17 protein-coding genes (1 of these 17 cut by a window edge) are annotated in these 20,607 nt (G+C 69.3%); 10 read left to right on the top strand and 7 right to left on the bottom strand.

The window, feature by feature from the left end; all coding sequences use genetic code 11:
- Window positions 1-1,111 carry the 5' portion of a tyrosine--tRNA ligase gene (tyrS, locus tag ACLB90_RS11520; protein ID WP_411849630.1) on the bottom strand. 101 nt of this gene lie to the left of the window's left edge, so 1,111 of the gene's 1,212 nt are visible here — the first part of the coding sequence; the start codon lies at window positions 1,109-1,111; the stop codon falls past the left edge of the window.
- A gap of 168 nt (window positions 1,112-1,279) precedes the next feature.
- On the opposite strand from tyrS, the gene ACLB90_RS11515 reads away from it, so the two are divergent.
- A complete protein-coding gene (locus ACLB90_RS11515; RefSeq protein ID WP_411849629.1) occupies window positions 1,280-2,743 on the top strand; it encodes a peptidoglycan DD-metalloendopeptidase family protein in 1,464 nt (487 codons plus the stop codon).
- 96 nt (window positions 2,744-2,839) lie between these two features.
- Window positions 2,840-3,964, top strand: a complete 1,125-nt coding sequence (locus ACLB90_RS11510) for an anhydro-N-acetylmuramic acid kinase (protein ID WP_411849628.1) — start codon at window positions 2,840-2,842, stop codon at window positions 3,962-3,964.
- A gap of 153 nt (window positions 3,965-4,117) precedes the next feature.
- Here ACLB90_RS11510 and ACLB90_RS11505 read toward each other — a convergent pair whose 3' ends face one another.
- The 3 genes from ACLB90_RS11505 to ACLB90_RS11495 form a co-directional block, all read right to left on the bottom strand.
- Window positions 4,118-4,345, bottom strand: coding sequence for a hypothetical protein (locus ACLB90_RS11505; RefSeq protein ID WP_411849627.1), 228 nt, complete (start codon window positions 4,343-4,345; stop codon window positions 4,118-4,120).
- A gap of 85 nt (window positions 4,346-4,430) precedes the next feature.
- Entirely contained in the window at window positions 4,431-5,801 is a 1,371-nt protein-coding gene (locus ACLB90_RS11500; RefSeq protein ID WP_411849626.1) for an AmpG family muropeptide MFS transporter, read from the bottom strand.
- Complete coding sequence (locus tag ACLB90_RS11495; protein ID WP_411849625.1) at window positions 5,798-6,598, bottom strand: exodeoxyribonuclease III; 801 nt, start codon at window positions 6,596-6,598, stop codon at window positions 5,798-5,800. The genes ACLB90_RS11500 and ACLB90_RS11495 overlap by 4 nt, the downstream gene beginning before the upstream one ends.
- A 162-nt stretch (window positions 6,599-6,760) precedes the next feature.
- Here ACLB90_RS11495 and pyrE point away from each other — a divergent pair, with 162 nt between their 5' ends.
- The 8 genes from pyrE (at window position 6,761) to ACLB90_RS11455 (ending at window position 16,343) form a co-directional block, all read left to right on the top strand.
- Entirely contained in the window at window positions 6,761-7,420 is a 660-nt protein-coding gene (gene pyrE / locus ACLB90_RS11490) for an orotate phosphoribosyltransferase (protein WP_411849624.1), read from the top strand.
- Window positions 7,421-7,439: 19 nt separating this feature from the next.
- Window positions 7,440-8,108, top strand: coding sequence for a hypothetical protein (locus ACLB90_RS11485; RefSeq protein WP_411849623.1), 669 nt, complete (start codon window positions 7,440-7,442; stop codon window positions 8,106-8,108).
- Window positions 8,109-8,399: 291 nt separating this feature from the next.
- Window positions 8,400-8,492, top strand: coding sequence for a potassium-transporting ATPase subunit F (locus tag ACLB90_RS11480; RefSeq protein WP_017355708.1), 93 nt, complete (start codon window positions 8,400-8,402; stop codon window positions 8,490-8,492).
- Between the two features lie 12 nt (window positions 8,493-8,504).
- Entirely contained in the window at window positions 8,505-10,223 is a 1,719-nt protein-coding gene (gene kdpA, locus ACLB90_RS11475; RefSeq protein ID WP_411849622.1) for a potassium-transporting ATPase subunit KdpA, read from the top strand.
- A gap of 11 nt (window positions 10,224-10,234) precedes the next feature.
- Window positions 10,235-12,286, top strand: a complete 2,052-nt coding sequence (gene kdpB, locus ACLB90_RS11470) for a potassium-transporting ATPase subunit KdpB (RefSeq protein WP_411849621.1) — start codon at window positions 10,235-10,237, stop codon at window positions 12,284-12,286.
- Complete coding sequence (kdpC, locus tag ACLB90_RS11465; RefSeq protein ID WP_411849620.1) at window positions 12,283-12,945, top strand: potassium-transporting ATPase subunit KdpC; 663 nt, start codon at window positions 12,283-12,285, stop codon at window positions 12,943-12,945. The genes kdpB and kdpC overlap by 4 nt, the downstream gene beginning before the upstream one ends.
- 37 nt (window positions 12,946-12,982) lie before the next feature.
- Window positions 12,983-15,643, top strand: coding sequence for an ATP-binding protein (locus ACLB90_RS11460; RefSeq protein ID WP_411849619.1), 2,661 nt, complete (start codon window positions 12,983-12,985; stop codon window positions 15,641-15,643).
- Window positions 15,624-16,343 carry a response regulator transcription factor gene (locus ACLB90_RS11455; protein ID WP_411849618.1) on the top strand — a complete coding sequence of 240 codons (720 nt, stop codon included), beginning with the start codon at window positions 15,624-15,626 and terminating at the stop codon, window positions 16,341-16,343. The genes ACLB90_RS11460 and ACLB90_RS11455 overlap by 20 nt, the downstream gene beginning before the upstream one ends.
- Window positions 16,344-16,433: 90 nt before the next feature.
- Here the strand turns inward: ACLB90_RS11455 and ACLB90_RS11450 are convergent, their stop codons facing one another.
- Genes ACLB90_RS11450 through coaBC form a run of 3 tightly spaced genes read right to left on the bottom strand, consistent with a single transcriptional unit; the run spans window position 16,434 to window position 20,518 of the window.
- Entirely contained in the window at window positions 16,434-18,776 is a 2,343-nt protein-coding gene (locus ACLB90_RS11450) for a phosphomannomutase/phosphoglucomutase (protein WP_411849617.1), read from the bottom strand.
- A 15-nt stretch (window positions 18,777-18,791) separates the two neighbouring features.
- Window positions 18,792-19,265, bottom strand: coding sequence for a dUTP diphosphatase (gene dut / locus ACLB90_RS11445; protein WP_411849616.1), 474 nt, complete (start codon window positions 19,263-19,265; stop codon window positions 18,792-18,794).
- Complete coding sequence (gene coaBC, locus ACLB90_RS11440) at window positions 19,262-20,518, bottom strand: bifunctional phosphopantothenoylcysteine decarboxylase/phosphopantothenate--cysteine ligase CoaBC (protein WP_411849615.1); 1,257 nt, start codon at window positions 20,516-20,518, stop codon at window positions 19,262-19,264. The genes dut and coaBC overlap by 4 nt, the downstream gene beginning before the upstream one ends.
- Window positions 20,519-20,607: the final 89 nt, after the last annotated feature.

Raw genomic sequence — 20,607 nt, 5'->3', positions numbered from 1 at the left:
CGCCGTCCACCTTTACCGCCCGCTCCTTGAGCTTGCGAGAGGCCTCGGAGTTGCTCGGGGTGAGCCCGGCAGCGGTCAACAGGGCGCCGATCCGCAGGCCTTCGGCCGGGATCGCCACTTCCTGCAGCGGCAGCAGGGTCACATCGCCCTGCCCGGTCACGGCGGCATTCCAGCCGGCGATGGCCTGTTCGGCAGCGGCGGCGTCATGGAAGCGGGTGGTCAGTTCACGGGCCAGGCGCAGCTTCACCTCGCGCGGGTTCAACCCGCCCGCCTCGACCTGCGCACGCAGCGCCTTGGCCTCGGCCTCGCTGATATCGAAGGAGAGCAGCTCGATCCAGCGCCACATCAGGTCGTCGCCGATCTTCATGGTCTTGGTGACGATGTCGATGGCCGGTTCGCTGATACCAATATAGTTGTTGAGCGACTTGGACATCTTGGCCACGCCGTCCAGGCCTTCCAGCAGCGGCATGGTCAGCACGATCTGCGGCTTCTGCCCGTAGTGCTCCTGCAGGCCACGGCCCATCAGCAGGTTGAACTTCTGATCGGTACCGCCGAGTTCGACGTCGGCCTCCAGGGCCACCGAGTCGTAGCCCTGCACCAGCGGGTACAGGAACTCGTGCAGGGCGATCGACTGCTGGGCGGCATAGCGCTTGGCGAAGTCGTCGCGCTCGAGCATGCGTGCCACGGTGTGCTGGCCGGCCAGGCGGATCATGTCCGCGGCGCCCATCTTGCCGAACCACTCCGAGTTGAAGCGGACTTCGGTCCTGTCGCGGTCCAGCACCTTGAAGACCTGGTCCTCATAGGTACGCGCGTTGGCCAGCACGTCGTCCTTGCTGAGCGGCTTGCGGGTGACGTTCTTGCCGGAGGGGTCGCCGATCATGCCGGTGAAGTCGCCGATCAGGAAGATGACCTGGTGGCCGAGGTCCTGGAACTGGCGCAGCTTGTTCAACAGCACGGTATGGCCCAGGTGCAGGTCCGGGGCGGTGGGGTCGAAGCCGGCCTTGACCCGCAGGGGACGGCCGCTTTCCAGGCGCTGACGCAGCTCCTCGGACTTGAGGATCTCATCGGCGCCACGACCGATCAGGGCAATGGCTTCTTCAATCGAGGACACGTGACAACTCCCGGCAATGCCTTATTTACATGAATGACGTTAATTACAAGTTAACCGCAAGCGCTTCACAAAAGCCAATAGGCACAAGGGTTTGACGCACTATTTATACCTGTCTATGTTACCGACGTTTGGGCCCGCGCTCCCGGGCCAGCCAGGAACAGACCGACGATGCTGAACTCCGATCAAGGCCGCGCGCGCAAGCAGCGCTTCAAGGAACGCCTTCACGTCCTTCACGACACCGCCCTCCATCGGAAGCTCAAACAGCATCTGCCCGCGGCCTTCAACCAGCGCTGGACCCGCCGCCACTGGATGCACGCCAGCCTGTTCGCCACCATTGGCGCGCTGGTAGCCACCATCGTCCCCGGTTTCTCGCACACCATCGAGTCGCCCTATTCCGAGGGCCACGCCACGCTGGCCCTGCCGTTGCCGCCGCTCTCGCAGGAACGCCGCCTGCAGACCCCGGGCGACAGCTGGCAGGTGCTGCGCGTGCAGCGCGGCCAGACCCTGAGCAACCTGTTCGACGAGGCCGGCATCCCGGCCACGGTGATGCACCAGGTGCTGGAGCACCCCGGCGCGCGGCAGGCCCTGACCAAGCTGCGTCCCGGCGCGGAGATCGCCTTCGACCTGCCCCTGTCCGGCGACCTGCGCACGATCCGCTTCGACCGCGATGCCGACAACCGGGTCGAGCTGTCGCTGAAGAACAACCAGATCACCGAGAAGGTGATCAAGCGCGAGTCGTCGACGCGGCGCGTGGTCGCCAGCGGCGAGATCACCAGCTCGCTGTACGCCGCGGCGCGCAAGGCCGGGCTGTCGCCGTCGGCGATCGCCACGATGACCGATGAGATCTTCAAGTACGACATCGACTTCTCCAAGGACCTGCAGCCCGGCGACCGCTTCAGCGTGGTGCTGGACGAGACCTGGCGCGAAGGCGAGAAGGTGGACACCAGCAAGATCCTGGCCGCGACCTTCACCTCGGGCGGCAAGACCTACAGCGGGTTCCGCTTCGACCGCAACGGCAAGTCCGAATACTTCGATGCCAGCGGCCGGCCGCTGAAGAAGAGCTTCATCCGCATGCCGATCCCGTTCGCCCGGCTGAGCTCCAGCTTCGGCGCGCGCAAGCACCCGGTGCTGGGCAAGATGCGCATGCACAAGGGCGTGGACTATGCCGCGCGCACCGGTACGCCGATCATGGCGGCCGGCGATGCCCGCGTGCAGTTCGCCGGCACGCAGCGCGGCTACGGCAACGTGGTGATCCTGGACCACGGCCGCGGCCACACCACGCTGTACGGGCACATGTCGCGCTTCGGTGCGATCAAGACCGGCCAGCGCGTGGCGCAGGGCACGGTGATCGGCTATGTCGGCTCGACGGGGCTGGCCACCGGCCCGCACCTGCACTACGAATTCCGCGTCAACGGCGTGCACCGCAATCCGCTGTCGGTGACGATGCCGCCGCCGGAGCCGCTGCAGGGCAGCGAACTGGCCGCGTTCCGCGCACAGACCGCGCCGGCGCTGGCCCGTATCCAGGGCATGGAGAAGCTGATCTACGCCGATGCCTCACCGGCCGCCGATTCCGCCAAGCCCGCCACGGCCACGGCCAGCGCGGCCAAGCCGGCCAAGCCCAGCCGCGGCTGATCGCCGCGCGGCGGCAACGATGCGCGCGCCGGTGCGCGCATTGACGGCAGCCGCCGCTTGCACGGAAGCTGGGCGCACTCCGTACAAGCGCCCGCCATGACCGCCGTTGATCCGCATACCCCGCTCTACCTGGGCCTGATGTCCGGCACCAGCGCCGATGGCATCGATGCCGCGCTGGTGCAGTTTCCCGCTGAAGGCGGCTGCCGGTTCGTGCATGGGCATACCCATCACTGGGACCCCGCGCTGCGCGCGGAACTGATCGCACTGGGCGAAGGCGGCGACATTGCGTCGCTGGACGCGTTGGGGCGGATCGACGCCGAGGTCGGCATCCAGTTCGCTGCGGCGGCCAATGAACTGCTGCGTGCCAGCGGCGTACAGCGCGCGCAGGTCCGCGCGATCGGCTCGCACGGCCAGACGGTGCGCCACCGCCCACTGGGCGATCCGGCCTTCACCTGGCAGCTGGGCGATGCCAACCGCATCGCCGAGCTGACCGGCATCACCACGGTGGCCGATTTCCGCCGGCGCGACGTGGCCGCCGGCGGGCATGGCGCGCCGCTGATGCCGGCCTTCCACCTGGCGATGCTGGGCACGACCGACGAGGACCGGGCGATCCTCAACCTGGGCGGTATCGCCAACCTGACCCTGATTCCCCGCGACGGTATTCCGCGCGGCTTCGATACCGGGCCGGCCAACGCGCTGATGGATGCGTGGTGCCAGCGCCATCGCGGCACGCCGTTCGATGCCGATGGCGCGTTCGCGGCCAGCGGCCGAGTGGATGACGCGCTGCTGGCCGCCTGGCAGGCCGATCCCTGGTTTGCCCTGCCGCCGCCGAAGAGCACCGGGCGCGAGCAGTTCCATCTGGCGTGGGCGGAGGCGGCGATGGGGGAGCACGCGCTGTCGCCGGCCGATGTGCAGGCCACGCTGCTGGAGCTGACCGCTGCCACGGTGGCCGATGCGCTGCTGGCCCACCTGCCGGGCGCCGCGCGGGTGCTGGTGTGCGGCGGCGGTGTGCGCAATCCGGCGCTGCTGCGGCGGCTGGGCGCGCGCCTGCCGGGCGTGGTCATCGAATCCAGCGCGGTGCATGGGCTGGACCCGGACTACCTGGAGGCGATGGGGTTCGCGTGGCTGGCGCAGCGGACGCTGGACGGCCTGCCGGGGAATCTGCCGAGCGTCAGCGGCGCGCGCGGGCCGCGGATACTGGGCGCGATCCATCTGGCGTAGTGCCGGGCTCTGCCCGGCAGGTGTGCAGGGTGCGGGGCAGCCGGGCGGGGAGTGGCTGGGGCATGGTGCGGAGAGCAGCCGGGCAGAGCCCGGCTCTACGTGGGCGCATGGTGCGGGGGCATTGCGCGGGGGGCAGCCGGGCAGAGCCCGGCTCTACGGGCCTTTGGCGTCGGGGAGGGCCTGGAGGGCGGCGATGGCGTCTGCGAGGGCATTCACTTCGGGGTCGTGGAAGCCGCTGCGGACTTCCAGTTCGCTGGCGAACAGGCCCTGTTCGAGCAGCACCATGCAGGTGTGTTCACGGGTCCAGCCGCGCGCCACGGCAACGCGGCGGATGCGCTCGTTCAACAGCGGGTCCAGATCCCGCAGCAGCAGATCGACCATTGTTTTCCCCCGTTGGCAACGCACCGCCCCCACGGCACAACGGGGTCGATCATGGCCCAGCGGGGGACGCCGGGCAACCGGCCGCTCAGGCCTGGGCGGCGCGTCGGCGCTGCTGCACGATCAACAGCGCGCACAGGATCACCACCGGAATGGCGATGAGCGCGGTGCCGATGAAGAACAGGGCGTACCCCTCCAACAGGGTGCGACCCTGCGCCAGGGTCTGCACGGACCAGCCGGAGAAGCCCTTCAATGCCTTGCCCGGCATGGCGTAGAACGAGCTGAGCAGGGCGTACTGAGTGGCGGTGTAGCCGATGCTGGTCAGGCTGGACATGTAGGCGATGAGCGCCGTGCCTGCGAAGCCGCCGGAGATGTTGTCGATGGCCATCGCGATGGCGAAGTGGGTCGGGTCCGGCCCGGTGTAGGCCAGCCAGGCGAAGGCCAGGTTGGAACACGGCCCCAGGACCGCGCCCACCAGCAGGGTGGCCAGCACGCCCCAGCGCACCGAAACCAGGCCGGCAGCGGCAATGCCGATGAAGGTGGCAACCAGGCCGACCGAGCCGCGCACCGCGCCCACCGTGTCCTCGGTGAGACCGAGATCGACGTAGAACGGGTTGGCCATCGGCCCCATGACGAAATCGGCCATGCGGTAGACGCTGATGGCCAGCAGGATCAGGATCGCGCCACTGCGGTGTTCGCGCAGGAAGGCGATGAACGGGCCCACCAGCGCATCGAACAAGCCACGCAGGGTCCACAGCGAGGCGCTCTGGGTCTGGACCGCCAGCTGCGCACGGACCGGCTCGCGGGCCATCACCACCGCGACCACGCCCAGGGCCATCAGCCCGGCCATGATTTCGTAGGAGATCTGCCAGCCCACGCGGGCGGCGATCAACAGGATCAGGGCATCGGTGACCAGCAGCGCGGTGCGGTAGCCCAGCGCGGCCGAGGAGGTGAGCAGGCCCAGCTGCTCACTGTTGTCGGCGCTTTCGATGCGCCAGGCGTCGATGACGATGTCCTGGGTGGCCGAGGCGAACGCCACCACCGTGGCCAGCAGGCCGAACACCAGCATGTGCTCCCACGCGATGCCAAGGAACAGCACGTTGCCGCCCTTGGGCTGGACGATGGCCATGCCGACCAAGGCCACGGCGACGACCATCTGGGACAGCAGCATCCAGCCGCGGCGGCGGCCGAAGCGGCCCAGCAACGGGGCATCGACCTTGTCCACGATCGGCGCCCACAGGAACTTCATCGAATAGGCCAGGCCCACCCACGACAGGAAGCCGATGGTGTCCAGCTCGATGCCTTCCTTGCGCATCCAGAAGCCGAGCGTGTTGCCGACCAGGTAGATCGGCAGGCCCGAGCTGAAGCCGAGCAGCAGCATGGCCAGGACCTTGCGCTGGCGCAGGTTGGCCAGCACCCGCTGCCACGGGCGGCGCGGCTTGGCGGCCGCCTCACTCATGGCGCGTAGTCCACCGTGAACGGCGCATGGTCGGAGAAGCGCTCATCGCGGTAGATCGAGCAGCCACGCAGGCGCTCGCGCAGGCCGGGGCTGACGAACTGGTAGTCGATGCGCCAGCCCACGTTGTTGGCGCGGGCCGCGCCGCGGTTGCTCCACCAGGTGTAGTCCTCGCCCTGCGGATGCAGCAGGCGGTAGGCATCGGTCCAGCCCTGCCCGGCGGCGATGTCCAGCGCCTGCCCGGCGTCCGCGCACTGGCCGTTGAGCCAGTCGCGCTCGGGCGGCAGGCAGCCGGAGTTCTTCTGGTTGGACTTCCAGTTCTTGATGTCCAGCGCCGAGCGCACGATGTTCCAGTCGCCGCACAGCACGTAGTCGCGGCCGCTGGCCAGCCATTCGGCCAGGATCGGGCGCAGCCACTCCATCACTTCGTACTTGAAGCCCTGGCGCAGGTCGCCCGAGCTGCCCGACGGGATATAGAAGGAGACCACGCTGAGGTTGCCGTAGCGGGCCTCGATGTAGCGGCCTTCGTCGTCGAACGGCGCCCAGCCCAGCGAGGTGATCACCTGGTCGGGCTCACGCCTGCTGTAGATGGCCACGCCGCTGTAGCCCTTCTTGGTGATGGCGTCGCGGTAGAAGCAGTGGTGGCCGTCCGGGCGGAACATCGGGTCGGTCAGCTGGTCTTCCTGGGCCTTGGTCTCCTGGATGCACAGCACGTCGGCGTCCTGGGCGCGGAACCAGTCGAGGAAGCCCTTGGTGGCGGCGGAACGGATGCCATTGGCATTGAAACTGATGATGCGCATGCTGACCCGGGTCTGGAGCGGTAACCGGCAAAGCATACCGGGTTGCCCCCCGGCCCGGCTGGCCGGATCCGGCCGTTGCAGGCCCTGCGACCGCCTGGCACGAGCCTGAATTGCCGCCCATGCATTAGGATTTGCGCTCCAAATGAATTGAATAGAGTCTAGATGAGCGACCATCGCCACCGTTTTCTGCAACTGGCCCTGACCGCCGACGCCCTGCGCTTCGGCCAGTTCACCCTGAAGTCCGGGCGCCTGAGCCCCTATTTCTTCAACGCCGGCCGTTTCGATTCCGGCGCCCGCATGGCCCAGCTGGCCGCCTGCTATGCCGATGCCGTGGAAGCCACCGGGCTGAAGTTCGACGTGGTGTTCGGGCCGGCCTACAAGGGCATCCCGCTGGCCACCGCGACCGCCTGCGAGTTCGCCCAGCGTGGGCGCGACCTGCCGCTGAGCTTCAACCGCAAGGAAGCCAAGGACCACGGCGAAGGCGGCAATCTGATCGGCGCCGACATGAATGGCAAGCGCGTGCTGATCGTTGATGACGTGATCACCGCCGGCACCGCCATCCGCGAGGCGCTGGCCATCATCAAGGGCGCCGGTGGCACCCCGGCCGGGATCGTGGTGGCGCTGGACCGCCAGGAGATCGCCTCGGAAACCGACCTGCGCTCGGCCGCCCAGGCCGTGGCCGAGGAAGCCGGCATTCCGGTGGTGGCGGTGGCGACGCTGGCCGACCTGCTTGATTTTGCCTCCGGAAATCCGGAACTTGTGGGGTACAGGCAGCCGCTGGAGGACTATCGTTCCCGCTACGGCAGCCGTCCTACGCGCTGACAGCAGGGGGCTGTCCACCATGTCCAGGATTTCCGCCATTGCCGTGATCGGCCTGCTGCTGGCGTCGCCGGTGCTGTGGGCGCAGGCGCAGAAGGCACGCAGCGATGTGCCGGCCAAGCCGAAGAAGCTGTACTGCTGGAACCAGGGCAACGAGCGGATCTGCAGCGATGCGCTGCCCCAGGACGCGGTGAACGCCGCGCGTGAGGAGTTCAGCGTCAACAGCGGCCTGCGTCGCGGCGAGGTGCAGCGCGCGATGACCGACGAGGAACGCGCCGGTGCGGCGGTGGAAGCCGCCCAGCGGCAGCTGGACCTGGCTGCCGAGCAGACCCGCCAGCGCACCGAGCAGGCAATGCTGGCCACGTATGAGAACGAGGCGGACCTGCGCCGCGTCTTCGTCGAACGGACCGGCATCCTGGACAACAACATCCAGACCGCCCACTACAACGTGGCCAGCCTGCGCGATGCGCTGGTGACGCTGCTGTCGACGGCGGGCAACCGCGAGCTGGCCGGATCGCCGGTAGCCGACAAACAGGCCGCGGAGATCCGCCAGCGCCACACCGAACTGCTGGCGCAGAAGCGCATGCAGGCCTCGTTCGAGCAGCAGCGCACCGCGCTGGATGCGGAGATCGAGGAAACGCTGCAGCGGTATCGGTTGTTGAAGGGCGTGGCGAGCGATCCCCGCGGGTAGGCGACCGGGCCGTACCCGGCGCCGAGGCCAGGACGAAAGGGGCGGATGCGAAGGCATCCGCCCTTTTTCTTTATGCACTCTTTACGCGCCGCCGGCCTGGCGGGCGTGGAGCGTTTACGCCCGGGAGGACCACCATGCTCGCCTGACGTGGAGTGGTTCCACCTGGACGTCCCATGAGCCTGTATCCGACTGTGTTTCCCGCCGCGAGCGCCGACCGGCGCCGATCGCGTGCGCGTGCTGCCGGTGCGCCCCGCACCGTGCCCTCCCCTTCCCGCATCTGAGGCCACGACCATGCCTGCCTGGCTTTCCCTGGTGTGCGGCGTGCTGGTGCTCGTCGCCGCCGCCTACCTGCTGTATGTCGTGCTTCGGCCCGAAGCGTTCTGACCGGAGCCGACCATGACCGAGATCCTGTTGATCCTGCTGGCCAGCATCGTGCTGGCCTTCCCGCTCGGGCTGTACCTGGCCCGGGTCATGCGTGGCGCGCCGATGCGCGGCGACGCTCTGTTCGGGTGGGTGGAGAAACCGCTGTACCGGCTGCTCGGGGTGAACCCCGGGCGCGGCATGTCCTGGCGCGGCTATGTCGGCGCGTTCCTGCTCAGCAACGTGGTCATCGCCGCGCTGGTGCAGGCGGTGTTCATGACCCAGGCCTGGCTGCCGTTCAATCCCGACCAGATCCCCAACATGCGCTGGGACACCGCGCTGCACACGATGGTGTCGTTCCTGACCAACACCAACCAGCAGCACTATTCGGGCCAGGCACAGCTGTCCTACTTCGCGCAGATGACCGCGATCACCGGCCTGCAGGTGGTGACGCCGATGATGGGTCTGGCACTGGTGGTGGCGACGCTGCGGGCACTGTTCGGTGCGCGCCCGGACGAGCCCGCGCCCGGCCAGGCCAGCCTGCTGCCGGCCGACCGCCGCATCAACGTGGGCAACTACTACGCCGACGTGGTGCGCGCCTGTGTCCGCTTCATGCTGCCGCTGTGCCTGCTGTGGGCGGTGCTGCTCACCAGCCAGGGCGTACCGTCCACGCTGGCCGGCGGCCCGACCGCCACGCCGATCGACGCCGCAGCAGGCATGGAGGCACAGAAGCTGCCGCTCGGCCCGGTCGCGGCGATGGTCGCGGCCAAGCAGCTGGGCACCAATGGCGGCGGCTGGTACGGCCCCAACAGCAGCATGCCGCTGGAGAACCCGACCCCGTTGTCCAACGCGCTTGAGCTGATCGGCATCCTGCTGATCCCGATCGCGGTGGTGTTCATGCTGGGCGCGTTCACCGGCCGCAAGCGCCTGGCCGGGCTGGTGTTCGGCTGCATGCTGGCGATGTCCAGCGTCTCGGTGGCGGCCACGGTCTGGCTGGAAGGCCATTCGGCCACGGCCGCCAGCCCGCTGCTGATGGAAGGCAAGGAGGTGCGCTTCGGTGCCGACGGTACCGGCCTGTGGGCCGCGATCACCACCCAGGTGTCCAACGGCTCGGTCAACGGCATGCACGATTCACTGAGCCCGCTGGCCGGTGCGGTGCCGATGATCAACATGCTGGTCAACGCGATCTGGGGCGGCATCGGCTGCGGCCTGCAGCAGTTCATCGTCTACCTGCTGCTGGGCGTGTTCCTGGCCGGCCTGATGACCGGCCGCACGCCGGAACTGCTGGGCCGCAAGCTGGAAACCCCGCAGATCCGCCTGCTGGCGCTGCTGGTCCTGCTGCAGCCGATCACCATCCTGGCCTTCACCGCAGTGACGCTGGCGATCCCGGCGATCACCGGCACCTCCAACCCCGGCTTCCACGGCGTCAGCCAGGTGTTCTACGAGTACGTGTCGGCCTTCGCCAACAACGGCTCGGGCTTCGAGGGGCTGGGCGATGCCACGGTGTGGTGGAACCTGAGCTGCACCCTGGTGCTGCTGCTGGGCCGCTACCCGGTGCTGGTGATTCCGCTGATCGTGGCCGCGCAACTGGCCGCCAAGCGGCAAGCGCCGGAATCGGCCGGCACCTTGCAGATCGAAACCCCGACGTTCGCGCTGACCCTGATTGCGCTGATCGCCATCCTGACCGTACTGCAGTTCATGCCGGCGCTGGTCCTTGGCCCGGTGGCCGACCACCTGTCGCTGACGCTGCACTGAGACACGACCCCATGAGCACCTATCCGTTGAATGCTTCCACCCACCGCCACCCGCGCCTGCTCGACGGCGCCGGCTGGCGGCGCGCCCTGCGCGATGCGGTCATCAAGCTCTCGCCCCGGCACCTGCTGCACAGCCCGGTGATGGCCGTGGTGATGGCCGGTACCGTGGTCAGCCTGCTGGTGACCCTGACCGGCAACGCGCCGCTGGGCTTCGGCCTGGCGGTCACCGGCATCCTGCTGCTGACCGTTCTGTTCGGCAACTTCGCCGAGGCCGTCGCCGAAGCGCGCGGCCGTGGCCAGGCCGCGTCGCTGCGCCGTGCCCGCCAGGACCTCACCGCACGGCGCCTGGCCGCCGCGCATCCTGGCGCGGCCGAAACCCATGTCCCGGCAGCCGAGCTGCGCCCCGGCGACCACGTGATCGTCAGCGCCGGTGAGCTGGTGCCGGCCGATGGCGAGATCGTGCAGGGCCTGGCCACCATCAACGAGGCCGCCGTGACCGGCGAATCGGCACCGGTGCTGCGCGAGGCCGGCACCGACCGCAGCGGCGTGATCGGCGGCACCAAGGTGCTGTCCGACGAGATCGTGGTGCGCATCACCGCCGAGCCGGGCCACAGCTTCCTGGACCGGATGATCGCCCTGGTTGAAGGCGCCAACCGCCAGAAGACCCCCAATGAGATCGCGTTGACCCTGCTGCTGGCGGCGATGACGCTGACCTTCCTGGTGGTGGTGGCGACGCTGCCGGCGATCGGCGCGTTCGTTGGCGTGAAGGTGGACCCGCTGCTGCTGATCGCGCTGCTGGTGTGCCTGATCCCGACCACCATCGGCGGCTTGCTGCCCGCCATCGGCATCGCCGGCATGAACCGTGCGCTGGCGGCCAACGTGCTGGCCAAGTCCGGCAAGGCGGTGGAAGTGGCCGGCGACGTGGACGTGCTGCTGCTGGACAAGACCGGCACCATCACCCACGGCGACCGCCAGGCCACCCACTTCCATGCGCTGGCGGGGATCGATGCGACCCAGCTGCGCGAGGCCGCACTGTTGTCCTCGCTGGCCGACCCGACCCCGGAAGGCAAGTCCGTCGTGCGCCTGGCGCGCGAACAGGGCTGCACCACGGCCGAGCCGGCGCAGGCCCAGTACCTGGCCTTCAGCGCACAGACGCGCATGTCCGGGGTGGACCTGGACGGTGGCCGGCGCATCCGCAAGGGTGCCGCCGACGCGATCACGGCCTACGTGCGCGAGCTCGGCGGCAGCGTGCCGGCCGAACTGCCCGGGCGCGTGGAACAGGTGGCGCGCAACGGTGCCACCCCGCTGGTGGTGTGCGAGGGCCGGCACGTGCTGGGCGTGATCGAACTGTCCGACGTGGTCAAGCACGGCATGCGCGAGAAGTTCGCCCAGCTGCGCGCGATGGGCATTCGCACGGTGATGATCACCGGCGACAACCCGCTCACCGCAGCGGCCATCGCGGCCGAGGCCGGTGTCGACGACTACATCGCCGAGGCCCGCCCCGAGGACAAGCTGGCACGCATCCGCGCCGAGCAGGCCGGCGGGCGGCTGGTGGCGATGGTGGGCGACGGCACCAACGACGCCCCCGCGCTGGCCCAGGCCGATATCGGCCTGGCGATGAACTCGGGCACGCAGGCCGCCAAGGAGGCCGGCAACATGGTCGACCTGGACTCGGACCCGGCCAAGCTGCTGGCGGTGGTGGAAGTGGGCAAGCAGCAGCTGATCACGCGCGGCGCGCTGACCACCTTCTCGCTGGCCAACGATGTGTCCAAGTACTTCGCGATCCTGCCGGCGCTGTTTGCCTCGACGCTGCCGGCGATGGCCACGTTGAACGTGATGCACCTGTCCAGCCCGCGCAACGCGGTGCTGGCGGCGCTGATCTTCAACGCGCTGGTGATCCCCGCGCTGATTCCGCTGGCGCTGCGCGGCGTGCGTTTCCGCCCGGCCACGGCGACAACGCTGCTGCGCCGGAACATGCTGGTGTATGGGCTGGGCGGTGTGTTGCTGCCTTTCGCGGCCATCAAGTTGATCGACCTCCTCCTCGTCTCGGTATTCGGCGCATGAACCGCTCGCTCGCTTCCTCCCTCTCCCACGCGTCGCCGTCCCGTGCGACACCCTCGTCCACCCTGCAGCAGGACAGCGCGTGGCGTCCGGCGATCATGCTGGGCCTGGGCAGCCTGCTGCTGCTCGGCCTGGCCTACGCGGTGGCCGCCACCGGTGCCAGCCGGCTGCTGTTCCCGGCGCAGGCCGATGGCAGCCTGCTGCTGCGTGATGGCCAGGTGCGTGGCTCGCAGCTGATCGCCCAGCCGTTCGTGGGCGACGGCTACTTCCAGGCGCGCCCCTCGGCGGCCGGTTACGACCCGATGGCCGCCGCCGGCAGCAACCTGGCACGCAGCAACCCGGCCCTGCAGGAGCGTGTGCGCGAGGCAACGAAGGCGGTCGCCCAGCGCGAGGGCATCGCCGTGGCGCAGGTGCCCGGCGACCTGGTCACCCAGTCCGGTGCGGGCATGGACCCGGAGCTGTCCCCGGCGGCGGCAGCGGTACAGGTGGCGCGTGTGGCGCGCAGCCGTGGCCTGCCCATCGACCAGGTGCAGACGCTGGTGCAGGCACATACCCAGGGCCCGCAATGGGGCGTGTTCGGACAGCCGCGGGTCAACGTGATGACCTTGAACACCGCGCTCGACGCGCAGCTGGCCAACACTGCGCGCCACGGCACGCCTTGATGCGCCGCGTACCGTCGCAGGTGCACAATCGCCACCCATGAGTGACTCCCGTACCCGCCAGGCCGATGCCCTGGTTGAAGGACTGCAACGTGAAGCCGGCGGCAAGCTCACCGTGTTCCTCGGTGCCGCACCCGGCGTAGGCAAGACATTCAGCATGCTCAGCCGCGCGCACGAGCAGTTGCGTCGCGGCGTGGACGTGGTGATCGGGCTGGTGGAAACCCACGGGCGCGCCGAAACCTCGGCGCTGCTGGAGGGACTGCCGAAGGTGCCGCTGATGCACTGCGAGTACCAGCACTTCGAGCTGCTGGAAATGGATCTGGATGCGATCCTCGCGCGCCGCCCGGCGCTGGTGCTGGTGGACGAACTGGCCCACCGCAACGTGCCAGGCAGCCGCCACGAACGGCGCTGGCAGGACGTGATGGAGCTGCTGGAAGCGGGCATCGACGTCTGGACCACGGTCAACATCCAGCACCTGGAAAGCCTCAACGACGTGGTCATGCGGATCACCGGCGTGCGGGTGTTCGAGACCGTGCCCGACGCGGTGCTGGACCGCCTGCACGACATCGTGCTGGTGGACCTGCCACCGCGCGAGCTGATCGAGCGCCTGCAGCAGGGCAAGGTATACGTGCCCGAACAGGCGGCGCAGGCGCTGCAGGCGTTCTTCTCGCCGGCCAACCTGACCGCATTGCGCGAACTGGCGATGCAGGAGGCGGCCGACCGGGTCGACAGCAGCCTGCGCGAAACCCGCGCCGCGCGGGGCGAAGGCAACCTGCCGCTGCGCCGCCGCGTGCTGGTGGCGATCGATGGCGGTGGCCAGAGCGAGTACCTGGTGCGGGTTGGACGGCGCATCGCCGAGCGCCGCGATGCACCGTGGACGGTGGTCACCGTGCAGGGCCGCCGCCAGGATGAAGACACGCGGCGCGAAATCGATGCCGCGTTCGCGCTCGCACGCCGGCTCGGCGGCGAGGCCGAGCTGCTGCACGGCAACAGCATCGCCGATGCCCTGCTCGACCATGCCGCGCACAACAGCGTATCCACCCTGGTGCTGGGCCGCACCCGTGAGCGGCCGGTGGCGCGGATGCTCAACCGCACTCTTACCCAGCAGTTGATCCAGCGCGGCGCGCACTACGAGATCACCATCATCGGCACGCCGCAGGCGCGTGCCCGCGCGCGCCGCACCGGATTGGCGATCGCCAACCGCAGCGCCGGCCAGGACACGCTGCTGGCGGTGGGCGCCACCGCGCTGGCCTGCCTGGTCGCATTGATTGCCGAGCGCTGGGTAGGCCTCTACGACCTGTCGATGGTGTTCATCGTGGCGGTGGTGATGGTGGCCGCGCGCAGCCGCACCAGTGCGGCGGTGATCGCCGCGGCGCTGTGCTTCCTGGCGTACAACTTCTTCTTCATCGCCCCGCGCTTCACCTTCGCCATCAGCGCGCGCCAGGGCGTGATCACCGTCTTCCTGTTCCTTGCCGCCGCGCTGGTCGCCGGCCGCCTGGCCTCGCGCCTGCGCATGCAGGTGGTGGCGCTGCGTGCGGCCAACCGGCATGCCCATGCACGCCAGGCGCTGGGCCGCGAACTGACCCGTGCGCCGAGCAATGAGCAGGTTGCCCAGGCCGGCCGGGAAGCGCTGGAACAGGCGCTGGATGCGCCGGCGTGGCTGCGCATCGGCCAGGACACCAGCACCAGCGGCAGCGCCGCGCCGGGCGAGACCGACCTGGCCGCCGCCGACTGGGCCTTCCGCCACGGGCAGCCGAGCGGCCGCTTCACCGATACCCTGGCCGGCGCGGAGTGGTGGTTCCTGCCGCTGCTGGATGGCGAGGACCGGGCGATCGGCGTGGCCGGCATGCGCTTTCCGCGCACCACCGTGCGGCTGGTACCCGAGCAGCGCCAACTGGCTGCGGCAATGGTGGACGACATCGCCCAGGCCGCGCTGCGCACGCAGCTGGTGGCCGACCTGGAAACGGCCCATGTCAGCAACGAGACCGAGCGGCTGCGCTCGGCCCTGCTGTCGTCGGTGTCGCACGACCTGCGTTCGCCGCTGGCCGCGATGATCGGCTCGGCCGACAGCCTGTCCAGCTATGCCGACGCGATGGATGCCGCCGACCGCCACGCGCTGCTGGACACGATCCTGATCGAAGGCGAGCGGCTGGACCGGTACATCCAGAACCTGCTCGACATGACCCGGCTCGGGCACGACGGCCTGAAGATCAACCGCGACTGGATCGGCGTGGACGAGCTGGTCGGCTCGGCCGCACGTCGCCTGCAGCGCTACCAGCCCGACGTGCAGCTGAAACTGGACATTCCGGCCACGCTCGCGCCGATCTGGGTGCACCCGGCGCTGGTCGAGCAGGCGGTGTTCAACGTGATGGAGAATGCCGCCAAGTTCTCCCCGCCCGGCGCGGCGGTGGAGGTGCAGGCACGGCTGGTGGAGGGCGAACTGCGCATCGACGTGCTTGATGCCGGCCCCGGCATTCCCGACGAGGAGCGCGCGCGCATCTTCGACATGTTCTACAGCGTGGAGCGCGGCGACCGCGGCCGCCACGGCACCGGGCTGGGCCTGACCATCTGCCAGGGCATGATCGGCGCGCATGGCGGCAGCGTGCAGGCGCTGCCGGGGCGCGATGGACGCGGTACCCTGATCCGCATCACGCTGCCACTGCTGCAACCCCACCCTGCCGATGACAACGACGACTCCTGACCCTTCTTCCGGCGTGCCGCCCGCACGCGTGCTGGTGATTGACGACGAAGCGCAGATCCGCCGCTTCCTCGACATCAGCCTGCGCGCGCAGGGCTATGCGGTGCAGCAGGCTGCCACGGGCCAGGAAGGGCTGGCGTTGCTGGCCACCGACGGCAGCGACCTGGTGATCCTGGATATCGGCCTGCCGGACATGGAGGGCCACCTGGTGCTGGCCGAGCTGCGCCAGTGGAGCCAGGTGCCGGTGATCATGCTGACCGTCCGTGCCGGCGAAGCCGAGAAGGTACGGGCGCTGGACAACGGTGCCAATGACTACGTGACCAAGCCGTTCGGCACCCAGGAACTGATGGCCCGCGTGCGGGCGCTGCTGCGTTCGCGCACGGTATCCAGTGACGGCGCCCTGCCGCACTTCGACGACGGGCACCTGCACATCGACCTGGCCCGCCGCGAGGTTCACCTGGACGGCGAGCCCGTGGCGCTGACCCGCAAGGAGTACGCGCTGCTGTCGCTGCTGCTGCGCAATGCCGGGCGCGTGGTGACCCAGCCGCAGATCCTGGCGGAGATCTGGGGCCCTACCCACCAGCACGACACGCACTACCTGCGCATTCTGGTCGGCAAGCTGCGCCACAAGCTGGGCGATTCCGCACTGGATTCGCGCTATCTGTTCACCGAACCGGGCGTGGGGCTGCGGTTCAAGGGCTGACGCGCGGCCATCAGCCAGGTAGGTGCCGGCCGCTGGCCGGCTGCTCGCATCACACAGGACGTGGCGCCGGCCAGCGGCCGGCACTACCTATCAGAAACCCAGCTCCACACCGGGCAGCAGCGGCTGCAGCTGGGCGCGGAACAAGGCCTTGATCCGCTCCAGTGCCGCTTCGTCGTCGGCCTCGAAGCGCAGCACCAGCACCGGCGTGGTGTTGGACGCGCGCACCAGGCCCCACCCGTCCGGGAAGTCCGCGCGCAGGCCATCGATGGTCGACAGGCGCGCACCGAAGAACGGCGACTCGTCGCCCTGCGCGGCCGACACGAACAGCGACACCAGCGCATGCGGCGTGCCCGATTCCACCGGCACCTTCAGCTCCGGCGTGGACACGCTGTCGGGCAGTTCCTCGAACACCTCCGACGGCGATTCATCGCGCTGGGCCAGGATCTCCAGCAGGCGCGCGGCGGCATACAGGCCGTCGTCGAAGCCGAACCAGCGTTCCTTGAAGAAGAAGTGGCCGCTCATCTCGCCGGCCAGTTCGGCGTCGGTCTCACGCATCTTGGCCTTCATCAGCGAATGGCCGGTCTTCCACATCAGCGGGCTGCCGCCGTTGCGCAGCACGTAGTCGGACAGCTTGCCGCTGCACTTCACATCGTAGATGACCAGCGCACCCGGATTGCGCATCAGCACATCGGCGGCGAACAGCATCAGCAGACGATCCGCGTAGATGATCTTTCCCTCGCGGGTGACCACGCCCAGGCGGTCGCCATCGCCGTCGAAGGCCAGGCCGATGTCCGCGTCGAAGCGCTTCACGGTCTGGATCAGGTCGTCCAGATTGCGTGGATCGCTCGGATCGGGATGATGATTCGGGAAGGTGCCGTCCACATCGCAGTACAGCGGAATGACCTCCGCACCCACCGCCTCCAGCAGCGGCTGGGCCAGTTCACCGGCCACGCCGTTGCCGGCATCGGCCACCACCTTGAGCGGGCGGTCCAGCTGCACATCGTCGGCGATGCGCTGGATGTAGTCGGCGTTGACCTCGCGGGTCTGGAAGCTGCCCGGCTCGGCGGCCACGTGCAGCTGGCCGTCGCGGATGCGCTGGTACAGCTCGGTGATGGCATCGCCGGACAGCGTTTCGCCGCCCACCACGATCTTGAACCCGTTGTAGTCCGGCGGGTTGTGGCTGCCGGTGACCGCCACGCAGCTGCCGGCACGCAGGTGATAGCTGGCGAAGTACACCACCGGCGTGGGCGCCAGACCGATGTCGATGACATCGCAGCCGGCGCGGCGCAGGCCTTCGATCAGCCCGGCGGTCAGGTCCGGGCCGGACAGGCGGCCATCGCGGCCGACCACGATCTCGCGCAGCCCCTGCACCTGCAGCACCGAACCGATCGCCTGGCCGATCAGCGCGGCCACCTTCGGGGTCAGGTCGCGGCCGACCACGCCACGGATGTCATAGGCGCGGAAAATATCGGCGGCGATGTCCTCGGCCGGCACCTGCGGCACCGGCGGCGGCGTCGCTTCGGTGCCCGCAGCGGGCACGAGCGGCGCCTGCTCCAGGCTCTCGCGCAGCGTGGGACCATCGCCCTGCTCGTCGGCGCCGGCAGCGCGTCGACGCGGCAACGGCACCTTGCCCTTGCCGAGCAGCACCAGGGCGGCCATCACCAGCAGCAGCAGCGCCACCACCCCGCTCGGGATCGGGCCAAGGCCCATCGGGCCCGGATCCACATCCGGCACGGCGGCCGCCAGGCGGAAGCCGCTGGTGCCGATCGGCCGTGCCAACCCTTCGGCACCGCCGGCCATCTCGCCGGCCCCCTGCTCCACCACGTTGAACGTTCCCTGGCGCAACGCCAGGTAGCCGGTCGACGGCACCTGCACGGCGTCGAAGGCACTGGTCAGGCGCAGCAGCGGCTGGCGCACGTACACCACCGCCGGCCCCTGCGGGCCCAGCGTGACCGTGCTGGCCAGGCCCAGCCGTTGGCCGCCGGCATCGCGCACCACGCGCAGCACGGTCTTGCCACCTTCATCGGCGAGGGCCGCCTCAAGCAGGGCCAGGCGCGAGTAGCCAAAGGCCTTCGGGTCGGCATAGGCCGCGTCCAGGCCGGCGCCCAGCACCTGCACCTCTTCCACGCCCGGCCAGCCTTCGCGGATGGCCACCGCGCTGGCATCGGCATCGCCGCTGGCCAGGGCCGCCACCACACGTTCGCTCTTGAGCACCTTCTGCAGCTGCGCCGCCTGCGTGGTCAGTGCCGTCTGCAGGCCCTGCACGATGGCGTCGCGCGATGCCTCCAGCGTCTCGCCCGCCGAGGCCTGCCGCCACTGCCGCACACCGGTGTAACCGAACCAGATCGCCAGCAGCACCAGCGCACCGGCCAGCAGCGGCGCCGAGCGTCCGATCGCCAACGGTGACTGTCCTTCCGCCTTCGCCTTGCTCATGGATGCTTTCCCCTGTCAGCGCACCCCGGTATGGCCGAATCCACCCGTTCCCCTGGCGCTGTCGCTGAAAGTATCCACTACCTGCAGGCCCACGCGTGCAATCGGCAGCACCACCAGCTGCGCGATGCGATCACCCGGCTGCAGGGTGAAGGCCTCGCGCCCCCGGTTCCAGGCGCTGATCAACAGCGGGCCCTGGTAGTCGGCATCGATCAGCCCGGTGCCGTTGCCCAGCACGATGCCGTGGCGGTGGCCCAGCCCGGAGCGCGGCAGCACCACGGCGGCCAGGTTCGGGTCGGCGATGTGGATGGCGATGCCGCTGGGAATCAGCGCCGTGTCGCCGGGCTGCAGCGTCAGTTCGGTTTCCAGCGCCGCACGCAGATCCAGCCCGGCGCTGTGTTCGGTGGCATAGGCCGGCAGCGGCCAGGTATCGCCGAAGCGCGGGTCGAGCAGCTTCACCTGCAGCGGCTGCAGGGGGGAATCGATGGTCATGCGTGCAACCTCTGGGCAATCAGGGACAACAGTTGTTCGGCCAGGCGGGCCTTGGAGGTACCGGGGAATGCCTGCTCCCCGCCCTGCCAGTACGCGGTGGCCGCGTTTTCATCGCTTTCGAAGCCGCCGTTGCTGATGCCCACCTGGTTGGCGATCACCAGGTCCAGGCGCTTGTCCACCAGCTTGCCGCGCGCGTACTTCTCCACATCGTGGGTTTCGGCGGCAAAGCCGACCACCAGCTTGAGCGAGTTGGTCTGCGCGGCCACCTCGGCCAGGATGTCCGGCGTGCGCACCAGCTCCAGCGTCAACGTCTGGGTACCGGCGGTCTTCTTCAGTTTCTGCGGGGCCACCTGGCGCGGCGTGTAATCGGACACCGCCGCCGCACCGATGTAGATGTCGGCCGGCAGCGCGCCCAGCACGGCGGCGCGCATCTGCGCGGCCGAGCGTACGTCCACGCGCTGCACGCCCGGCGGTGTGGCCAGGTGCACCGGGCCGCTGACCAGCACCACCTGCGCGCCGAGGCGGGCGGCGGCGGCGGCGAGCGCATAGCCCATCTTGCCGCTGCTGCGGTTGCCCACGTAGCGCACCGGGTCCAGGTCTTCATAGGTGGGGCCGGCGCTGATCAGCACGCGCAGGCCCTTCAATTCGGCTGTTTCCGCGTGGGCTGCGGCAGGCGCCTGCAGCTGCGCCAGCGCGGCCACGATGGCGTGCGGCTCGCTCAGCCGGCCCGGGCCGGATTCGCCTTCGGCCAGCGGGCCATCTTCCGGGCCGATCACCTGGGCGCCGCGCTCGCGCAGCAGGCCGATGTTGGCCTGCGTGGCCGGGTGCAGCCACATGCGGTGGTTCATCGCCGGGCACACCGTGAGCGGTGCGGTGGTGGCCAAGCACAGCGTGGTGACCAGATCATCGGCATGGCCGTGCGCCAGCCGCGCCAGCAGGTCGGCGGTGGCCGGGGCGACCACGACACGGTCGGCCCAGCGGGCCAGCTCGATGTGGCCCATCGCCTGCTCGGCCGCACTGTCCCACAGGGTGGTGCGGGTGGGCTGGCCGGACAGCGCCTGGAAGCTCAGCGGCGTCACGAACTGCTGGGCACCGGCGGTCATCGCCACCTGCACCAGGGCCCCGGCATCGCGAAGGCGTCTCACCAACTCAAGCGACTTGTAGGCAGCAATGCCGCCACCCACGCACAACAACAGCTTCTGGCCTTCCAGCGGGCGCGCGGACGCCGAAGAAGCCTGGGGGGAGTCAGCCACCTGCGAATTTCCTGTCGAACCGAGGCGTTTAGCTTACCCGATGGGGTGTGGGAGGCTCATGCCCCAGGGGCATGAAGGGGGTGTTTTTG

Source organism: Stenotrophomonas sp. LGBM10 (genome assembly GCF_046736075.1).
Classification (GTDB): Bacteria; Pseudomonadota; Gammaproteobacteria; order Xanthomonadales; family Xanthomonadaceae; genus Stenotrophomonas.
The sequence above is the reverse complement of the archived record's forward strand: the minus strand, read 5'-3'. Positions and strand labels throughout refer to the sequence as shown.

Coding starts and splice junctions, on each gene's coding strand:
- ACLB90_RS11515 (WP_411849629.1), top strand. CDS start 1,280: ATGCTGAACTCCGATCAAGGCCGCGCGCGCAAGCAGCGCTTCAAGGAA.
- ACLB90_RS11510 (WP_411849628.1), top strand. CDS start 2,840: ATGACCGCCGTTGATCCGCATACCCCGCTCTACCTGGGCCTGATGTCC.
- ACLB90_RS11505 (WP_411849627.1), bottom strand. CDS start 4,345: ATGGTCGATCTGCTGCTGCGGGATCTGGACCCGCTGTTGAACGAGCGC.
- ACLB90_RS11500 (WP_411849626.1), bottom strand. CDS start 5,801: ATGAGTGAGGCGGCCGCCAAGCCGCGCCGCCCGTGGCAGCGGGTGCTG.
- ACLB90_RS11495 (WP_411849625.1), bottom strand. CDS start 6,598: ATGCGCATCATCAGTTTCAATGCCAATGGCATCCGTTCCGCCGCCACC.
- pyrE (WP_411849624.1), top strand. CDS start 6,761: ATGAGCGACCATCGCCACCGTTTTCTGCAACTGGCCCTGACCGCCGAC.
- ACLB90_RS11485 (WP_411849623.1), top strand. CDS start 7,440: ATGTCCAGGATTTCCGCCATTGCCGTGATCGGCCTGCTGCTGGCGTCG.
- ACLB90_RS11480 (WP_017355708.1), top strand. CDS start 8,400: ATGCCTGCCTGGCTTTCCCTGGTGTGCGGCGTGCTGGTGCTCGTCGCC.
- kdpA (WP_411849622.1), top strand. CDS start 8,505: ATGACCGAGATCCTGTTGATCCTGCTGGCCAGCATCGTGCTGGCCTTC.
- kdpB (WP_411849621.1), top strand. CDS start 10,235: ATGAGCACCTATCCGTTGAATGCTTCCACCCACCGCCACCCGCGCCTG.
- kdpC (WP_411849620.1), top strand. CDS start 12,283: ATGAACCGCTCGCTCGCTTCCTCCCTCTCCCACGCGTCGCCGTCCCGT.
- ACLB90_RS11460 (WP_411849619.1), top strand. CDS start 12,983: ATGAGTGACTCCCGTACCCGCCAGGCCGATGCCCTGGTTGAAGGACTG.
- ACLB90_RS11455 (WP_411849618.1), top strand. CDS start 15,624: ATGACAACGACGACTCCTGACCCTTCTTCCGGCGTGCCGCCCGCACGC.
- ACLB90_RS11450 (WP_411849617.1), bottom strand. CDS start 18,776: ATGAGCAAGGCGAAGGCGGAAGGACAGTCACCGTTGGCGATCGGACGC.
- dut (WP_411849616.1), bottom strand. CDS start 19,265: ATGACCATCGATTCCCCCCTGCAGCCGCTGCAGGTGAAGCTGCTCGAC.